15 protein-coding genes are annotated in these 17,807 nt (G+C 29.0%); 9 read left to right on the forward strand and 6 right to left on the reverse strand.

What is annotated here, in order from left to right:
• Positions 1–24: 24 nt before the first annotated feature.
• Both pckA and LPB136_RS08005 read right to left on the reverse strand, forming a co-directional pair.
• A complete protein-coding gene (gene pckA, locus LPB136_RS08000; protein ID WP_072555763.1) occupies positions 25–1,635 on the reverse strand; it encodes a phosphoenolpyruvate carboxykinase (ATP) in 1,611 nt (536 codons plus the stop codon).
• A gap of 87 nt (positions 1,636–1,722) precedes the next feature.
• Positions 1,723–2,103: a DUF423 domain-containing protein gene (locus tag LPB136_RS08005; protein WP_072555765.1), complete on the reverse strand. Its 381-nt coding sequence runs from the start codon at positions 2,101–2,103 to the stop codon at positions 1,723–1,725.
• A gap of 83 nt (positions 2,104–2,186) precedes the next feature.
• Here LPB136_RS08005 and LPB136_RS08010 point away from each other — a divergent pair, with 83 nt between their 5' ends.
• Positions 2,187–3,551 (forward strand): saccharopine dehydrogenase family protein, encoded by a 1,365-nt coding sequence (locus tag LPB136_RS08010; RefSeq protein ID WP_072555767.1) that lies wholly within the window; start codon positions 2,187–2,189, stop codon positions 3,549–3,551.
• Between the two features lie 4 nt (positions 3,552–3,555).
• On the opposite strand, the gene LPB136_RS08015 is transcribed toward LPB136_RS08010, so the two are convergent.
• Entirely contained in the window at positions 3,556–4,155 is a 600-nt protein-coding gene (locus LPB136_RS08015) for a ribonuclease HII (RefSeq protein WP_072555769.1), read from the reverse strand.
• A gap of 82 nt (positions 4,156–4,237) precedes the next feature.
• Between LPB136_RS08015 and LPB136_RS08020 the strand changes: the two genes are divergently transcribed.
• Together LPB136_RS08020 and LPB136_RS08030 are read left to right on the forward strand one after the other, a co-directional pair.
• The gene (locus LPB136_RS08020) at positions 4,238–6,370 is read left to right on the forward strand and encodes a putative porin (RefSeq protein WP_072555771.1); all 2,133 of its coding nucleotides are present in this window, start codon (positions 4,238–4,240) and stop codon (positions 6,368–6,370) included.
• A gap of 407 nt (positions 6,371–6,777) precedes the next feature.
• On the forward strand, positions 6,778–7,014 hold the full coding sequence (locus tag LPB136_RS08030; protein ID WP_072555775.1) for a hypothetical protein: 237 nt from the start codon (positions 6,778–6,780) through the stop codon (positions 7,012–7,014).
• Here the strand turns inward: LPB136_RS08030 and LPB136_RS08035 are convergent, their stop codons facing one another.
• Together LPB136_RS08035 and nhaC are read right to left on the reverse strand one after the other, a co-directional pair.
• Positions 7,015–7,473: a GNAT family N-acetyltransferase gene (locus LPB136_RS08035; RefSeq protein WP_072555777.1), complete on the reverse strand. Its 459-nt coding sequence runs from the start codon at positions 7,471–7,473 to the stop codon at positions 7,015–7,017.
• A gap of 1 nt (position 7,474) precedes the next feature.
• Positions 7,475–8,941, reverse strand: a complete 1,467-nt coding sequence (gene nhaC / locus LPB136_RS08040; RefSeq protein ID WP_072555779.1) for a Na+/H+ antiporter NhaC — start codon at positions 8,939–8,941, stop codon at positions 7,475–7,477.
• Positions 8,942–9,077: 136 nt separating this feature from the next.
• On the opposite strand from nhaC, the gene LPB136_RS08045 reads away from it, so the two are divergent.
• The 6 genes from LPB136_RS08045 (at position 9,078) to LPB136_RS08070 (ending at position 17,272) form a co-directional block, all read left to right on the forward strand.
• The gene (locus LPB136_RS08045) at positions 9,078–10,100 is read left to right on the forward strand and encodes a metal-dependent hydrolase (protein ID WP_072555781.1); all 1,023 of its coding nucleotides are present in this window, start codon (positions 9,078–9,080) and stop codon (positions 10,098–10,100) included.
• A gap of 59 nt (positions 10,101–10,159) precedes the next feature.
• Positions 10,160–10,612 (forward strand): D-aminoacyl-tRNA deacylase, encoded by a 453-nt coding sequence (gene dtd / locus LPB136_RS08050; protein WP_072555783.1) that lies wholly within the window; start codon positions 10,160–10,162, stop codon positions 10,610–10,612.
• Between the two features lie 71 nt (positions 10,613–10,683).
• A complete protein-coding gene (locus tag LPB136_RS08055) occupies positions 10,684–11,322 on the forward strand; it encodes a YceI family protein (protein WP_072555784.1) in 639 nt (212 codons plus the stop codon).
• A gap of 75 nt (positions 11,323–11,397) precedes the next feature.
• Positions 11,398–13,311 carry a DUF3857 domain-containing protein gene (locus LPB136_RS08060; RefSeq protein WP_072555786.1) on the forward strand — a complete coding sequence of 638 codons (1,914 nt, stop codon included), beginning with the start codon at positions 11,398–11,400 and terminating at the stop codon, positions 13,309–13,311.
• Positions 13,311–15,254, forward strand: coding sequence for a DUF3857 domain-containing protein (locus LPB136_RS08065; protein ID WP_083426202.1), 1,944 nt, complete (start codon positions 13,311–13,313; stop codon positions 15,252–15,254). The genes LPB136_RS08060 and LPB136_RS08065 overlap by 1 nt, the downstream gene beginning before the upstream one ends.
• An 8-nt stretch (positions 15,255–15,262) precedes the next feature.
• Entirely contained in the window at positions 15,263–17,272 is a 2,010-nt protein-coding gene (locus LPB136_RS08070) for a DUF3857 domain-containing protein (protein ID WP_072555788.1), read from the forward strand.
• Between the two features lie 35 nt (positions 17,273–17,307).
• Here LPB136_RS08070 and LPB136_RS08075 read toward each other — a convergent pair whose 3' ends face one another.
• Complete coding sequence (locus tag LPB136_RS08075; protein WP_072555790.1) at positions 17,308–17,766, reverse strand: Lrp/AsnC family transcriptional regulator; 459 nt, start codon at positions 17,764–17,766, stop codon at positions 17,308–17,310.
• Positions 17,767–17,807: the final 41 nt, after the last annotated feature.

Here is a 17,807-nt window from a genome sequence, read left to right on the forward strand (position 1 = left end):
TTATATCTAATAGAATCTGATAAATTAAAAAGTAAATCGCTGAGGACCACCTCTTCTTATATCTTCATTTGCAACGTCTTCAAATTGCGTAAAGTTATTTCTAAATGCATTCGATAATTTAAATGCTGTTTTATAATATTCTTCATCATTATTCCAAGTAGCTCTTGGGCTTAATAACTCTGTTGGAACTCCAGGACATGTTCTTGGTTGTGCTACACCAAATACAGAATGGATATGATAATCTTCATATCTGTAACTTCCTAAATCTCCATTTAAAACAGCAGAAATCATTGCTCTTGTGTATTTTAATGGCATTCTTCTACCAACTCCATACTTACCACCAGACCAGCCAGTGTTAATTAGCCAAACATTTACATTTGCATCTTTCATCTTTTTACTAAGCATCTCTGCATATTTTGTAGGATGTAAGGGCATAAACGGTGCTCCAAAACATGCAGAAAAACTTGGTGTTGGCTCTGTAACTCCAGCTTCTGTACCTGCAACTTTAGCTGTATAACCAGAAATAAAGTGATACGCTGCTTGGTTTGGTGTTAATTTAGATATTGGAGGCAAAACACCAAAAGCATCTGCCGTTAAGAAGAAAATATTTTTTGGATTCTTACCAATTGATGGCTCTTTAATATTTTCTATATGATAAATTGGATAACTAACTCTTGTATTCTGAGTAATTGAAGTATCAGCAAAGTCGATAGCTCCTTTATCATCCATTACAATATTTTCTAAGATAGCTCCTTTTTTAATTGCTCCAAAAATTTCTGGCTCTTGCTCTTGCGATAAGTTAATCACTTTTGCGTAACAACCTCCTTCAAAGTTAAAAACAGTGTTTTCAGCAGTCCAACCATGTTCGTCATCACCAATTAAACTTCTATCAGGATCTGTAGAAAGTGTAGTTTTTCCTGTACCCGATAATCCGAAGAAAATTGCTGTATCTCCATCTTTACCAACGTTTGCAGAACAATGCATTGGCAACGTATTTTTATAAACTGGTAAAATAAAGTTTAAAGCAGAAAAAATTCCTTTTTTAATTTCACCTGTATAACCTGTACCTCCAATTAATGCAATTTTCTTTTCAAAATTTAAAATTGCAAAATTGTGTTGACGAGTTCCATCAACTTCAGCATCAGCCATAAAACCTGGTGCGTTTATTACTGTCCACTCTGGAGAAAAATCTTTTAACTCTTCTTCTGTAGGTCTTAAAAACATATTATAAGCAAACATGTTGCTCCAAGGATATTCATTTACTACACGAATATTTAACTTGTAATCTTCGTCTGCACACGCATAAGAATCTCTAACAAAAATTTCTTTATTAGAGAGATAAGCTACAACTTTATCATACAATTTATCAAATTTAACTGCATCAAAAGGAATGTTAATATCTCCCCACCAAACTTTGTCTTTAGTAATATTGTCTTTTACAATAAACCTGTCCATTGGTGAACGTCCTGTAAACTCTCCTGTATTAACAGCAATTGCCCCTAAAGAAGATTCTTTTCCTTGTTTTTTTTCTAAAACTTCAGCATGTAAATCATCTGAAGATAATTGATAACGAATTGTTGCGTTTTTAATTCCTAAACCGTCTAACGAAATCGTTTTCGTATTAAGATCTGTCATTCCTTAATTTTTAGTTGTGTTATAATAAAGTTCAAAAGTACAGAATATTTTAAGATAAAAAACTCTAAGTTAAATTTTTATCAACTATTACTTATTAATAACTTTTTTTACAAAATTGATAAAAAGCAAAATCCATCCTATACAAAAAAACAATCCACCTAATGGTGTAATAAACCAGATAGTTTTTGCTGATAAATTTAGTAAATGTATAGCATAAATGGATCCAGAGAAGCATAAAATTCCTGCAAAGAACAAATTACTAAGGTAGTTTTTTTGTTTTTCAGAAAATTGAGTGAACGTATTTATAAATAAAAGTACAATTACATGATACATTTGATAACGTACTGCTGTTTCAAAACTAAGTAAAGCTTCAATTGAAAGAGATTCTTTTAAAGCGTGTGCTCCAAAAGCACCTAAAATAATTGCTAAAAGCCCTAAGAATGCTGTAATAGATAAATTTTTATACATGTTTGTTTTTTTAGAATTGAAAATTGCTAATTTCGCTATTGAGGATTTGCTAATTTTTTAGCAAAAATAAAGAGAATTTTACAATGAGAAAAGTTTTAGTAATTGGTGCTGGTAGATCTAGTTCGTCATTAATTCAATATTTATTAGATAAATCTACAAGTGAAAACTTACATATTACCATTGCAGATATTTCTTTAGAAAATGCAAAAGAGAGAGCTAATAATCATAAAAATGCAACTGCTTTACTTTTTGATGTTTTTAATACTAAACAACGTAGAGAAGAAATTGAAAAAGCTACCATTGTAATATCAATGCTACCTGCTCGTTTCCATATTGAAGTTGCTAAAGATTGTGTTGATTTAGATAAACACATGGTTACAGCTTCTTACATTTCTAAAGAAATGAAAGAATTAGACGAAGCTGTAAAAAAGAAAGGTTTAGTTTTTATGAATGAAATTGGGCTAGATCCTGGTTTAGACCACATGAGCGCAATGCAAGTTATTGATAAAATTAAAGAGAATGGCGCTAAAATGCTGCTTTTTGAATCTTTTTGCGGTGGATTAGTTGCTCCGGAAAGTGATACAAATCTTTGGAATTATAAGTTTACTTGGAACCCTAGAAATGTTGTTTTAGCTGGTCAAGGAGGTGCAGCAATGTTTATACAAGAAAGCACTTACAAATACATTCCTTATCATAAATTATTTAGAAGAACAGAATTTTTAAACATAGATGGAAGTGGTAAATTTGAAGCCTATGCAAATAGAGATTCTTTAAAATACAGAAGTGTTTATGGTCTGGATAACATACCAACAATGTACAGAGGAACAATAAGAAAAGTGGGGTTTTCTAGAGCTTGGAATGTTTTTGTTCAATTAGGTATGACTGATGATACTTACACTATTGAAGACTCTATGAATATGTCTTATAGAGATTTTACAAATTTATTTTTAGCGTATTCTCCTTCAGACTCTGTGGAATTAAAGTTTCGTTCTTACTTAAAAATTGAACAAGATGATATTATGTGGGACAAGTTTTTAGAACTTGATATTTTTAATCCGGATAAGAATATTGGCTTAGAAAATGCAACTCCCGCACAAATTCTTCAAAAAATATTAATGGATCAATGGACGTTACAAGAACATGATAAAGACATGATTGTAATGCATCACAAATTTGGTTATGAACACCAAGGTGAAAGACGTCAAATTGAAAGTAGTATGGTAATTAATGGAGAAGACCAAACGTTTACAGCAATGGCTAAAACCGTAGGTTTACCAGTAGCAATGGCAACTCTAAAAATATTGAATACAGAAATAACAACTCCTGGTGTACAGTTACCAATTACAAAAGAAGTTTACGAACCTATTTTAAAAGAATTGGAAGAATATGGTATCAATTTTATAGAGAAAAAAGTAGACTACTTTGGATATAACCCAATGAATCTCTAAGAGTTTATAGCTTTAACTTAAACTGCTCAGGTAATAATTTAAAGGTTTTGCGATGATATTTTGTCGCTCCAAATTCTCGAATTGCATTTCTATGTTCTTTGGTTGGGTAACCTTTATTTTTTTTCCAATTATACATAGGAAACTCTTGATGAATTTTCTCCATATAATCATCTCTATATGTTTTTGCTAATACTGAAGCTGCTGCAATACTCATAAATTTAGCATCTCCTTTTACAATTGTTTCGTGTGGTATATCTTTAAATGGATTAAATTTATTTCCATCAACTATTATAAATTCTGGTGTAACATTTAATGCAGAAATGGAACGATGCATTCCTGTAATGGAAGCTTGTAAAACATTAATCTCATCAACTTCTTTTTGACCAACAAAAGAAACACCAAAAGCAAGTGCATTTTCTTCTATATAAGGACGTAATTCTTGTCGCTTTTTTTCCGACAATTGTTTAGAATCATTTAAAAAAGGATGCGTAAATCCTTCAGGTAAAATTACAGCAGCAGCTACAACAGGACCACTTAAACAGCCTCTACCCGCTTCGTCTGTCCCTACCTCTAAAGAAAATCCACTAAAATTAAATTCTAACATTAACACAATGTTACAATTTCTAAAGAAATTATTACTAATTTTTTCCGTTTTATTATTTTACATTTGCTTTATAAAATTCTTTATGAATAAATTTTTATTTTTTACTTTTTTACTACTGTTTTTTAATAGCTTTTCTAGTTTTTCTCAAAAAAGAAAATTAAGCAGAAGTGGTATTAATACGCCTAAATCTGGAGGAATCGGTGGTAATATAAACGACTCTATATCTTCTGGAGAAATTGATGTAACATTAAGCGGAAAAACTAAATACACAGACTATAAAATTATTTCTCATAAAAGAGATACAACTATAATAGATACAACTCTTACCATACAAAAAGAGTATAAATTTAACTTTTTAAGAAAAGATAACTTTGAATTATTACCTTTTCATAACCAAGGACAAACATTTAATAATTTAGGTTACGACTTTTCCAACAGTTCCCTTTATCCTGATATAGGTTTTAGTGCTAAACAATTTAACTTTTATCAAATAGAAGATATAAATTACTATCATTTACCAACCCCTACAACACAAATTATGTACAGAAGCGGTATGGAACAAGGACAGGTTTTAGATGCTCTTTTTACATTAAACTTCTCTAAACGATTAAATGTTGCCTTAGAATACAAAGGATTGCGTTCTTTAGGGCATTATCGTAGTTCCTTAGCAAGTCATGGAAACTTTAGAGCTTCCTTTACTTATGAAACTAAAGAGGGGCAATACACAATAAAAGGACATACAGCAATCCAAGATATTTTTAATGAAGAAAGCGGTGGTTTAACTGACGATTCTTTAACAGCCTTTGTTACAAACGATGAAAATTCCGCCAACGATAGAGGTCGTTTAGATGTTAATTTAACCGATACAGAAAATTATTTTGACGGTAAACGCTATTATTTAGAGCATAGTTTTAGGTTATTTTCTACAGAAAGCAAAAAGAAAGGAAAAGAAAAAACAAATACTAAAACTGAGATCCCAAGAGATTCTTTATTTATCAACATAAAAGATAGCATAGCTAAAAATAAAGCAATTACTAAAATAAATACTTCCTCTAAAAAGGATAGTATTGCTAATAAAACGCTTGCAAAAGAAAAGACGAACTTCACCAATTTAAAAGTTGGACATGTAGTTTTACTAGACAATAAATTTTACAAATTTGAACAACCAACATTAAACACAACAATGTTTGGAAACGCAAATGTTACAGGAAATATAGCTACAATAACCGATTATCAATTTTTAAGCAATCAGTTTTTTTTAGACTTTAATTCAAAATATATTTTAGGAAATTTTAGAGCAAAAGTTACACATTCTACTTATGAATACGGTTATAACGAATTAACAAACATAAATGCATATCCTGATGTTAATGTAGATAAATTAAGCGGAGACGCAATTTCATTTGGAGCAGATTGGAATGGAAAAATAGACAAGTTTAAGGTTAACGCAAGTGCACAAATTACACCAGGAAACGGGCGTTTAGCGGGTAACCATTTAAGAGCAGAAGCTACTTATAAAAAAGACAGCGTTTTCACTATTAAAGGAAGATTAAATATTAATTCTAGATCTCCAAATTTCAACACCTTATTACACCAAAGTAATTATGACAATTACAATTGGCAAAACAATTTTGAAAATATAGGAACTAGAAACATTGGCGGAACTTTTGAAAGCAAATGGGGAAATGCTTCTATTGACATTACCAATATTGATAGCTATGTTTATTTTGATGAAAACGGAACGCCGCAACAAACATCAGAAAACATAAATTATCTAAAAGCTAAAGTATCAAAAGAATTTAAGTTTGGTAAGTTTGCTTTAGACAACACCTTAATGTATCAAAATGTATCTAACGGAAGCTCGGTTTTTAGAGTCCCAGAATTAGTTTCTAGAAACACTCTATATTATGCCGACAGTTGGTTTAAAGGAAAGCCAATACTCGTAAATATTGGAGCAACTTTTAAATACTTCTCTAAATACAAAGCCAACGCATACAACCCGTTATTAGCAGAATTTCAGCTACAAAACGACACAGAAATTGGCTACCCAACAGTTGACGTTTTCTTTAATGCCAGAGTTCGTAGAACAAGAATTTATTTAAAATTAGAAAATGTAACTTCCAGTTTTGCTGAAAAAAATTACTTCTCTGCACCTAGTTATCCGTATAGAGATTTTTCTATTCGTTTTGGTTTAGTGTGGAATTGGTTTATATAGTTTTTGGGCGTTCCCTTCGGTCGCGCTTTCCACTATATCTTTTACTAACGTAAAAGGATGCCGTTTCAATCGCTAACGCGGCTTATCAATAAACTAAGTGCAATTAATTGATTAATTTGCTTATTTAAAAATTTATCTAAGAAATAAAAAGATGTTGTTAATACTTATTCTTTCTCTTTTCGGTTTTAGTTTTTCTAGCTTACTTCTTTTAATAAAGTGGAAAAGGTTAGTTGAATTTATTTTTATAAATTTATCAATAGTTTTTATTTACACATTTTTAGCGTATAAATTTGATAACAATAAAGTTATTCCAGGGTTTTACTTTAAAACTTTAGTATTCTTAACATTACATTCATTTTTGATCTTTATTTTTTCAATCTATATATTTGCTACAACAAAAAAGAAAAATGAAAAAACAACTTAAACAAAACTGGAAATTATTTTTAATAGCAAGTTTAACCTTAGGTTTAGCTCCATTTAATCCGCCACACATTGTCGGTAAACTAAATTGGCTTCTAGGTGGAAATGCTTTTAGCGGAGAAAACGCAATGCAAAGCAAAGATTTGTTTGATATCTTTTTACATGGAACTCCATGGCTTTTGCTACTAATTTCTGGAATTTTAAATATTTCAAGAAAGAAATAATTACATGTTTTCTGGGAACTCTAATTCCATTTCTGGTAAAAATCTTCCTTCAATAGAACTTTCTCTTCTTGCAATTACTTTAAAACCTTGTTTTATATAAAATGCTTCTGCATTTGGATCCGATAAAACATTTAAAATAGCTGAACTCCCTTCTATACAATATGCAATTGCATGATCTAAAAGTTGTTTCCCAATTCCTTGTTTTATAAACTCTGGAGAAATAAATAAAAAATGAAGAACGCTTGTTCTAATATTAACTCTTTCTAAAATATAGAATCCAGCTATTTTGTCATCAACAAAATATTTGTAGATATTAGAGTCATCATACATTTTGGCGGTAATTGTTAAATCTTCTCGCCAACTTTCAATAATTTCATCAGAATAACCCCAAAACGCTTTCGATTTTAAAGCAATTTCAGTGAGTTGTTTCGCGTCAGAAATAATAGCTTTTACAATCATATTATTTCTTAACTAATTGCTTAATTTTAATTCTAAAAGCTGCAAACAATAAGGTTGTAAAAGGAGATAACCAGTTAAATATAGCATAAGCAAAATACTCTCCTACTCCAACTCCTAAAACTCCAGATTGGTATGCTCCACAAGTATTCCAAGGAATTAAAACCGATGTTACAGTTCCAGAATCTTCTAGAGTTCTACTTAAATTCTCTGGTGCTAATCCTTTATCCTCATAAGCCTTTTTAAACATTTTTCCTGGAATTACTAATGCTAAATATTGATCTGAAGCAATTACATTTAAACCTAAACAACTTACAACAGTACTTGCAAATAATCCGAAAACTGAAGTTGCAACAGATAACAATGCTTTTGTAATTTTTGCCAATGCTCCGATTGCATCCATAATACCTCCAAAAACCATTGCACAGATAATCAATAGGATTGTCCAAATCATTCCTAAAATTCCACCAGAACTAAATAATTCTGTTAATTTTTCGTTATCAGTTGTTATTTGAGTATCAGTCCAGATTGCATTCAATATTGAAGAAAATTTAGTATCAGACAAGGTATTTAACACATCAGCTTGAAAAATAAATGCAAAAACCGCTGCTAATAAAACACCAGTTCCTAATGCAATTAATGGTTTCGTTTTTAATAAAATCATTGCAATTACGGCTCCTGGAACTAAAAACAACCAAGGTGTAATTGTAAAAGTATTATCAATTGACACTAACAAATTACTTACATCTGCGCTACCAGTTGTATCAATTGTTCCGCTTAAAACAGCAAATACAATTAGCGTTACAATAATTGTTGGCACTGTAGTATAAGCCATATATTTTATGTGTGTAAACAAATCGGTTCCTGCCATTGCAGGCGCTAAATTTGTAGTATCCGAAAGTGGCGACATTTTATCTCCAAAATACGCTCCAGAAATTACGGCTCCTGCAATCATTCCAGATGGAATTCCTAATGCGCTTCCAATTCCAACCAATGCAATACCAACAGTTGCAGAAGTTGTCCAAGAACTTCCTGTGGCAATAGAAATTATTGCTGCAATTATTACTGATGCTGGTAAAAATATTTCGGGACTTAATACTTGTAATCCGTAATACACCATTGCTGGAATTATTCCGCTCACCAACCAAGTTCCTGCCAATGCACCAACGAGAAATAAAATCATTATCGGTACAAAAACACTTTTCCAGTTTTCAATAACTTCAGTAATCATTCTATTAATAGAAACCTTATTAAATAAACCTACCGCAGCTGCAACTAAACCTCCTAATAATAAAATATATTGATTAGAATAATCTCCCAACCAAGCGCCATCTGCATAAAAAATATTATAAGCTAACATTCCCATTAAAATAAAAACTGGAATTAAAGCTTCCCAAATATTTAATTCTTTGTTGTCAATTATTTTTTGATCTTCAATTTTAATTTCAGATATATTCTTATCGTCTTGCATCGTCTAAATTTTGGTTTTGTAATGTTACGATTTTGTAAAGAATTACACAAACCCTCATCGAGGGATTTTAAATACACAGACTTGTTCTAAAATGAAATGATAAAATACATAACTCTTTCTTACTTTTGTAAACTATATGGATTCATTAACACAAATAGTTTTAGGCGCAGCTTGTGGCGAATTAGTTTTAGGTAAAAAAATTGGCAATAAAGCAATGATTTTTGGCGCAATTGGCGGTACAATACCGGATTTAGATGTGTTTATAGGAAGATTATTTTACAGCAATGAAATTGATATAATGATGTTTCATAGAGGTTTTATGCACTCTATTTTGTTTGCTTTTATTGGCGCTTTTGTCTTTGGTTATCTGTTTTACAAACTCTATAACTTCGGAAAAAGGAAAGACACCACAACTCAAAAAGATTGGATTTGGTTGTTCTTTTTATCAATTTTTACACATCCAATTTTAGATTGTTTTACACCTTACGGAACACAATTATTTGCTCCTTTCTCTGATTACAGAGTTGCTTTTAACAATATTTCTGTGGCAGATCCTGCATATACTGTTCCGTTTTTGCTGTGTTTACTAATTGCTATGTTTTTCAACCGAAATAATATCCGAAGAAAGAAATGGGTAAAAGCAGGTATTTATATCAGTTCGGCATACATGTTATTTACAATAGGAAATAAGTTATATATGGATTCTGTTTTTAAAAAATCATTTGTAAAAGCTGGAATTGAATACAACCGCTTTTCTGCGCAACCTTCAATATTGAATAATGTCTTATGGTATGCAATCGCAGAAACCGACACAAACTTTAAAGTAACCTTTTATTCTTTATTAGATAAAAGTGCTACTGCTGATAATATTTTAACCATTCCTAAAAATCATGATTTGGTTGATATACATCATCCAGATATTAAAAAATTAAGGTGGTTTAGTAATAATTATTTCAACTTAATTCAAAAAGATTCTACCGAAACAATTCAGTATAATGATTTACGTTATCCGTTATTAAACTCAAACGATCCAAATTCTTCCGTGTTTAGTTTTTCACTGAAACAAGAAGGAACTCGTTGGGATATAATTCCGTTTAGAGGAACGCCTCCAAATAAAGAAGATTTAAATGCTTTTTTTGAACGTATAAAAGGAATATAAACCCATAATGGGTTTTTGATATTAATTTATCTTACTCTTACTTAAAAAACTTAAACTAAATGAAAGCTGTTATTCAACGAGTGTCTAAAGCAAGTGTAACTATTGATAAAAATAAGGTTGCAGATATTAAAAACGGATTATTAATTCTTATAGGAATTGTAGATGAAGACACACAAGAAGACATAACTTGGTTATCAAAAAAAATTGTAAATCTGCGTATTTTTAATGATGAAAATAATGTGATGAATACTTCGTTATTAGATAGTAACGGAGATGCAATTGTTGTTAGTCAATTTACTTTACAAGCTTCCACTAAAAAAGGAAACAGACCTAGTTATATAAAAGCTGCAAAACCGGAAGTTGCGATTCCATTGTATGAAAACTTTATTTTTCAGGTTGAAAAAGACTTGGGAAAGAAAATTCAAACAGGCCAATTTGGTGCAGACATGCAAGTAGAATTACTAAACGACGGACCTGTTACCATAATAATTGACAGTAAAAATAAAAATTAGTTTCCACGGAAAATAAATTTTGTATATTTGTACTCAATAAAGAACATAAATCAATTAAATAATTATTAAAAATGAAAAAAGTAATTTTATCACTTGTTGTTATAGCATCAGTTTTAACAGCTTGTAAAGGAGAAAAAAAAGAAGAAGTTGCGGTTAAAGAAGAAGTAAAAGTTGTAGAAGTACAAGAACTTAAAAATAACTTAGACTTAGATGCTTCAGTTTTAACTTGGAAAGGAACAAAACCAACAGGAGCTCATGATGGAATTGTTTCTCTTAAAGAAGGTAATTTAACAGTTGAAAACGGAGTTTTAACTTCTGGGGAGTTTGTAATAGATATGAATTCTATTACTAATTTAGACATGAAAGGAAGTGACGGTGCAGGAAAATTAGAAGGTCATTTAAAAAATGCTGACTTTTTTGATGTTGAAAAATACCCAACTTCTAAATTTACAATTACTAGTGTTGCAAAAGGTGAAAACGTTTTAAATGTTACAGGTAACTTAACAGTAAAAGATGTTACTAAAAGTATTACAATACCAGCTACAGTTTCTGAAACTGATGGCGTTGTAACTTTTAAAAGTGAAAAATTTAACATTAACAGAGCAGATTTTAATGTAAAATATGGCTCTAAATCTTTCTTTGATAATTTAAAAGACAAGTTTATTAATGACTTAATGGAAATGTCTTTTGAAGTAAAAACAAAAGCATAAATTAAAGTTTTTAAAACTTTTCAAAAAATCCCAAAACATTGTTTTGGGATTTTTTTTATATTGCATGAAAAAACTATGATAAAAGGTTATTTGCCTATTCTTTTCCTGTTCCTGCTTTTTTCTTTTAAAGCAACTTCACAAGACCTAAATCTTTCATCTTTAATAATACCTTTAGAATTAAAAGAGAACGCAAATGCTGTTGTTAGGGACAACGTTATTGAAGTCTTTATTGAAGATATCGATAAAATGAGAATTAAAAAAAAGCGTGTAATTACAGTTTTAAATAAAGTTGGTGATAGAGAAATAGATACTTATATTCATTATAATGATGATACAAAAATATCTAAACTTTCAGTAAAAATATATAATGCTTTAGGAAAAGAAATAAAAAAGTATTCTAAGAAGAAATTTACTGATATTAGCGCCGTTAGTGGCGGAACTTTATATTCAGACGCTAGAGTAAAATATATAGATTATACACCAACAGATTATCCTTACACAGTTGTTTATGAGAGTGAATACATTAACTCATCAACTGGGTTTATTCCAAAATGGTATCCATTAGAGTCATTTTATGTTTCTATCCAAAGTAGTACCTACAAACTTTACAACCCAAAAAACTTAACATTAAGAACTAAAGAGAAAAATTTTGATGGTTTTCCAATTCAAAAAACAGAAAATTCAGATGCAGAGATTCATTATGAAATGGAAAATCAACCTGCAATTAAATATGAAAACAACACACTCTCTTTTGTTGACTTGATGCCTAGTCTTTTAGTTGCATCTAATAATTTTTCACTAAAAAAAGTAAAAGGTTTTGGTGAAGATTGGAAATCATTTGGAAAATGGATGAACGACAATTTATTATTAGGAAGAAATAAATTAGAGCCAGCTACAATAGCTAAGATTACTAACTTAGTAAAAGATGCAAAAACAGATTTAGAAAAAGCAAAAATTGTATACAAATACATGCAAGATAAAACTCGCTATATAAGTGTACAAGTTGGTATTGGTGGTTGGGAGCCAATACTTGCAAGTGAGGTTGACAAAGTTGGTTATGGAGATTGTAAAGGTCTTACAAATTACACAAAAGCTTTATTAGATGTAGTTGGTGTAAAATCTAATTACACGGTAGTTTTTGCTAAAGATAGAAGAGATATTGAACCTGATTTCACTTCAATGCAAGGGAATCATGTAATACTTAATTTACCAAATAACGGTAATGATGTTTGGTTAGAATGTACAAGCCAAACTATTCCGTTCGGATTTTTAGGAGATTTTACAGATGATAGAAATGTATTAGTTGTAACTCCAGAAGGCGGTGTAATTAAAAGAACACCTGCTTATAAAAACAAAACAAATTTACAAACATTAAAAGCCAATATTCAATTAGACACTAAAGGAAAAATTGATGCAAAACTTAATATCGAGTCAAAAGGAATTCAATACGATAATAAATCTTATATAGAATCTAAAACTAAAAAAGAGTTAGAAAAATATTACAAATCTTCTATTTGGAGCTATATCAATAATTTAGAAATTAATTCTATCGATATAAAAAACAATAAAGAAAAAGTTGTTTTTTCTGAAAACCTAGACCTTTCTTTATATAATTATGCTACCGTAAATGAAAGTGAATATTTATTTAGAGTAAACGTATTCAATAAAAATAATTATATCCCAAAAAGAAACAGAAGTAGAAAATTACCTTTAAAAATTGAAAGAGGTTATAAGGATGTTGATGAATTTAAAATAACAATTCCTGAAGGATATTTAATCAATCAATTACCTAATAAAAAAGAAATTACTTCAAAATTTGGTTCTTATACAGCTTCAATTGAAAAATTAAATGAGAATACTATTTTATATAAAAAATCACTATTAATTAAAGAAGGCATTTACTCAAAAGAAGATTATAAATTATACAGAAGTTTTAGAAAAAAAATAGCTAAATACGAAAACTTAAGAATTGCTATAACTAAAAAATAATGATAAAAAAAATTACCTGCCTCCTATTTTTGACCGTTTTTGTAGGGTTTTCTCAACAAGAGAAGTCGCAAAAAATTGGACAAGTCACAAAAGATGAATTAAAAATGACTCTCTATGAAAAAGACTCAACCGCCAATGCTGTTGTTCTTTATGAGCATGCAAATGTTTACATAGACCCAAAAAATAAATTTCAATTTAGAACAGATTATTACTTTAGAATTAAGCTCTTTAATAAAGAATCTTTTGATTTAGCTGATATTGAAATACCTTTTTATAAAAAAGAAAAACTTCTAGAAATAAAAGCAGTAACCTATAATTTAGAAGAAGACTTTATCAAGAAAAAATTTGTTGGTGATAGTAAAATTTTCACCACGCAAAGAAATGAATCTTGGAAAGAAACAAAATTTACGTTACCTAACTTAAAAAATGGTAGTGTAATTGAATACGTTTATAGTGTTCTTAGCCCATATCCACAGATAGATGACTGGAATTTTCAATCAAGTATACCAAAAATTAAAAGTGAGTTTGACATCGCAATCTTAGGGAATTATAAATATAACATTAGAGTAATTGGTTTTAAAGCATTAGATAAAAGTGATTCCTCTATAAAAAAAGGCTGTCTATACATACCTGGTATTGGAAACGGAAATTGCTTATTGTCTTCCTTCGGAATGAACAATGTACCAGCTTTTAAAGAAGAAGATTACATGTTGAATAAGAAGAATTTTATGTCAAGATTGGTTTTTGATTTAATTTCTTATACTGCTGTTGATGGCTCCAAAACAAACTATACTAAAACATGGAAAAATGCAGACAGAACTTTAAGAGTGTTTTTATTAGACAAACAAACTTCTAAAAAAAACTATTTCAAAAAAAACTTACCTAAAGATATTCTAACTATAGAAAATGAACTTGATAAGGCTAAAAAAGTATATAGTCATATCCAAGAAAAATTAAATTGGAATGAGAAATATTGGACTAGGGAAGATTTAAAAATTAAGAAAGTTTATGAGGAAGGCTCTGGAAGTGTAGATGCTATAAATTTAATTTTATACAATAGCTTACAAGCCGCAAATATAGAAAGTTACCTTGTTGCACTTTCTACTAGAAATAATGGACTACCAACAAAACTTTTTCCTGTTGTAAACGACTTTAATTACATTTTAGTAAAAGTTATTATTAATGGAGAAAGTTTTTTCGTTGATGCTTCTAACAAAAATTTAGCATTTGGTCAAATACCTTTTAAATGTATTAATGGAGATGGAAGGGTATTAGATTTTAAAAAAGGTAGTTATTGGGAGGAATTGAAAAGTAGTATAAAATCTATTATAAATACTAGAGTAAAACTAGAGTTTAATGAAAGTAATAATCTCATTGGTAATATAGACGTTACAAAAAAGGGATATTTCGCATCAGATGAGAGAGAAAAATTATCAGATATAAATGAGGAAGAGTACTTAGATAATTTTGAATCTGAAAACACAAGTTTAGAGGTTGATGATTATTTAAGTACCAATTTAGAAAACAATAATATCAAGTTAAAACAAAGCTTTAAAGTTTTAATAGAAAACGACAATGACAACAATATCATAAACTTTAACCCTTTTTTTTATGGGAAGATTTCTACAAACCCATTTAAACTAAATGAAAGGTATTACCCTGTTGATTATGGGTATAAAAGGTCATTTACTTATAATTTAAAAATTGAAATGCCTGAAAAATATGAAGTATTAAATTTACCGAAAGAAAAAACTCTGGCCTTACCAAATAAAGGAGGTATCATTATATTTAAATGTAACTATAAAGATAATGCTATAAACATTTACTTAAAATATAGTGTCAATAAAAAAATATATTCTAAAGATGAATACCACTATTTAAAAGAGTTTTACAACCAATTAATACAAATACAAAACGGAACTATCAAATTAAAAACTTTATAAAATACACTATGAAAAAACTATTATTTATTTTAATTACAATTGCATCAATAAATTGTTTCTCTCAAGAAATTGAGTTTGGAAAAGTATCAAAAATAGAATTAGAAGAAAAATTTTACCCACTAGACTCTACAACAGACGCGGCATATTTATATAGAGGCAGGAAAACATATTATGATTTTAACCAACAGGAAGGAAGCTTTAATGTTACAACAGAAGTACATAATAGAATAAAAATTTATAATAAAGAAGGTTTTGATAAAGCTACCCAAAACATTTATTATTATAAACCTAGTAGTAATAAAGACACTGAAAAAGTAACTTCTATAAAAGCATACACGTTTAATTTAGGAGAAAAAAAACAAAAATTATCTAGTCGTGATATTTTTGATAAGGAAGAAAATAAATATTGGAGTCTAAAAAAGCTAACAATGCCTAATATAAAAGAAGGATGTATTATTGATATAAAATACAAAATAATATCTCCTTTTTATAATAAAATTGATGATTTGGATTTTCAATTTGAGATACCTGTAAAGAACTTAGATTATTCATTACTTATTCCTGAATATTTTTTATTTAATAACATTCCTAAAGGTTATTATTATATTAAACCTAAAATAGAAAGAAAAAGCAATTTCATTGAAATTAACACTAAGAATAGAAGTGGGTGGAATACTTCGAAAACCACATATAACTATAGTAAAATAGATTACGTAAGTCTTTCATCAAAATATAATGCTAAAAATATACCCGCTTTAAAAGACAACGAAACTTTTGTAAGTAACATTAGTAATTATAGAGGAGGTGTGAAATTTGAATTAAGGGAAATAAATTTTTTTAAATTAGGAGGATCCATAAACACCTATTCAACTTCTTGGGAAAATGTTAGTAAGAAAATATACCAATCATCTAGCTTTGGTAGTGAACTTAATAAAACTAATTATTTTAAAAATGATCTACAAAATTTAATTAAAACCAATTCTTCTAACTTAGAAAAAACAATTGCTATTTTTCAATTTGTAAAGTCAAAAGTTAAATGGAATGGTTACAATGGAAAATACACAGATGTTGGTGTAAAAAAAGCATATAAAGAGGGTGTTGGTAATGTTGCTGATATAAATTTAATACTTACCTCAATGCTTAGAGAAGCAGGCTTAAATGCAAGTCCTGTTTTAGTTAGTACAAGAAAAAATGGAGTTCCTCTTTTCCCAACTCTTGAAGGGTTTAATTATGTAATTGCATTAGTAGAATTCCCTAATAATACCTATACTTTACTTGATGCTACAGAACCTTATAGTTCTCCAAACATATTGCCCACAAGAGCACTAAATTGGAATGGTAGAAAGGTAACAAGAGAAGGGAAATCTTCTTGGATAAAATTAACTTCAAATAAACTAGCTGAAGAAGAAAATACTGTTACTATTAAAATTGCTTCAGACACATCTGGATCAGGTTTTTTAAGATCAAAACTTGACAATCTAAATGCATTAAATTTCAGAAAATCGTATAGCCATATTAAAAATGAAGAATTAATTAATAAACTAGAAGAAAAATATAATATTGAAATTGAAAACTATAGATTATCAAATAAAAAAAATATAAGTAAACCTATCAACCAAATGTCAAAATTTTCTTCTGAAGATTTAGTTGAACGTATTAACGGGAAACTATATGTACACCCACTATTATTCTTAACACAAACAGAAAATCCTTTTAAAGCTGAAAGTAGAAAATTCCCTGTAGACTTTACTTCTCCTTGGAAAGAAATTAATAAAACATCAATTGAAATACCCGAAGGTTATAAGATTGAAACAACTCCCGATAATTTAGCAATAGGATTACCAGATAATTTAGGCTTTTTTAAATTTCAAACTACAACTACCGAAAAAAAAATAAAAGTACTTTCTCACATACAATTTAACTCAGCTATAATTTCACCACAATATTATCCTATTTTAAAAGAATTTTATAGCAAAGTAGTTGCTAAACAACTTGAAAAAATAGTGTTATCAAAATAAATTAAAAAAATCCCAAAACATAGTTTTGGGATTTTTTATACTACAATTTTAGTCTCATTTTTAACTACAGTAATTGCAAAAGAACTGTGCGTGCTTCCAATATGTTTTAGAGCTGTAACTTTATTCACCATAAACTCTCTGTATTCTTGCATGTCTTTTACATAGATTTTTAGGATGTAATCGTAATCTCCACTTACATGAAAACATTCAGAAACCTCTTCTAATTTCTGAACCTCTTTCTCAAAATTAGACAAATATTCTTTGGTATGCTGAATTAATTTAATGTGGCAAAAAACCAAAAAAGAACGATTCACTTTTTGCTTATCTACCAACGCAACATAATTAGTAATAACATTTTCTTTTTCTAATTTCTTTATACGTTCATAAACTGCCGTCACTGACAAGTTTAATTGCAAAGACAACTGTTTTGTAGTCTGTTTACTATCACTTTGTAATAAATTAATTAGTTTTTTATCCGTTGCATCTAAATTCATAATGAAAAAAATTCTAAAATTATTATTAAAAACACATTTAC

Origin of the sequence: Tenacibaculum todarodis (assembly GCF_001889045.1) — a bacterium.
GTDB lineage: Bacteria > Bacteroidota > Bacteroidia > Flavobacteriales > Flavobacteriaceae > Polaribacter > Polaribacter todarodis.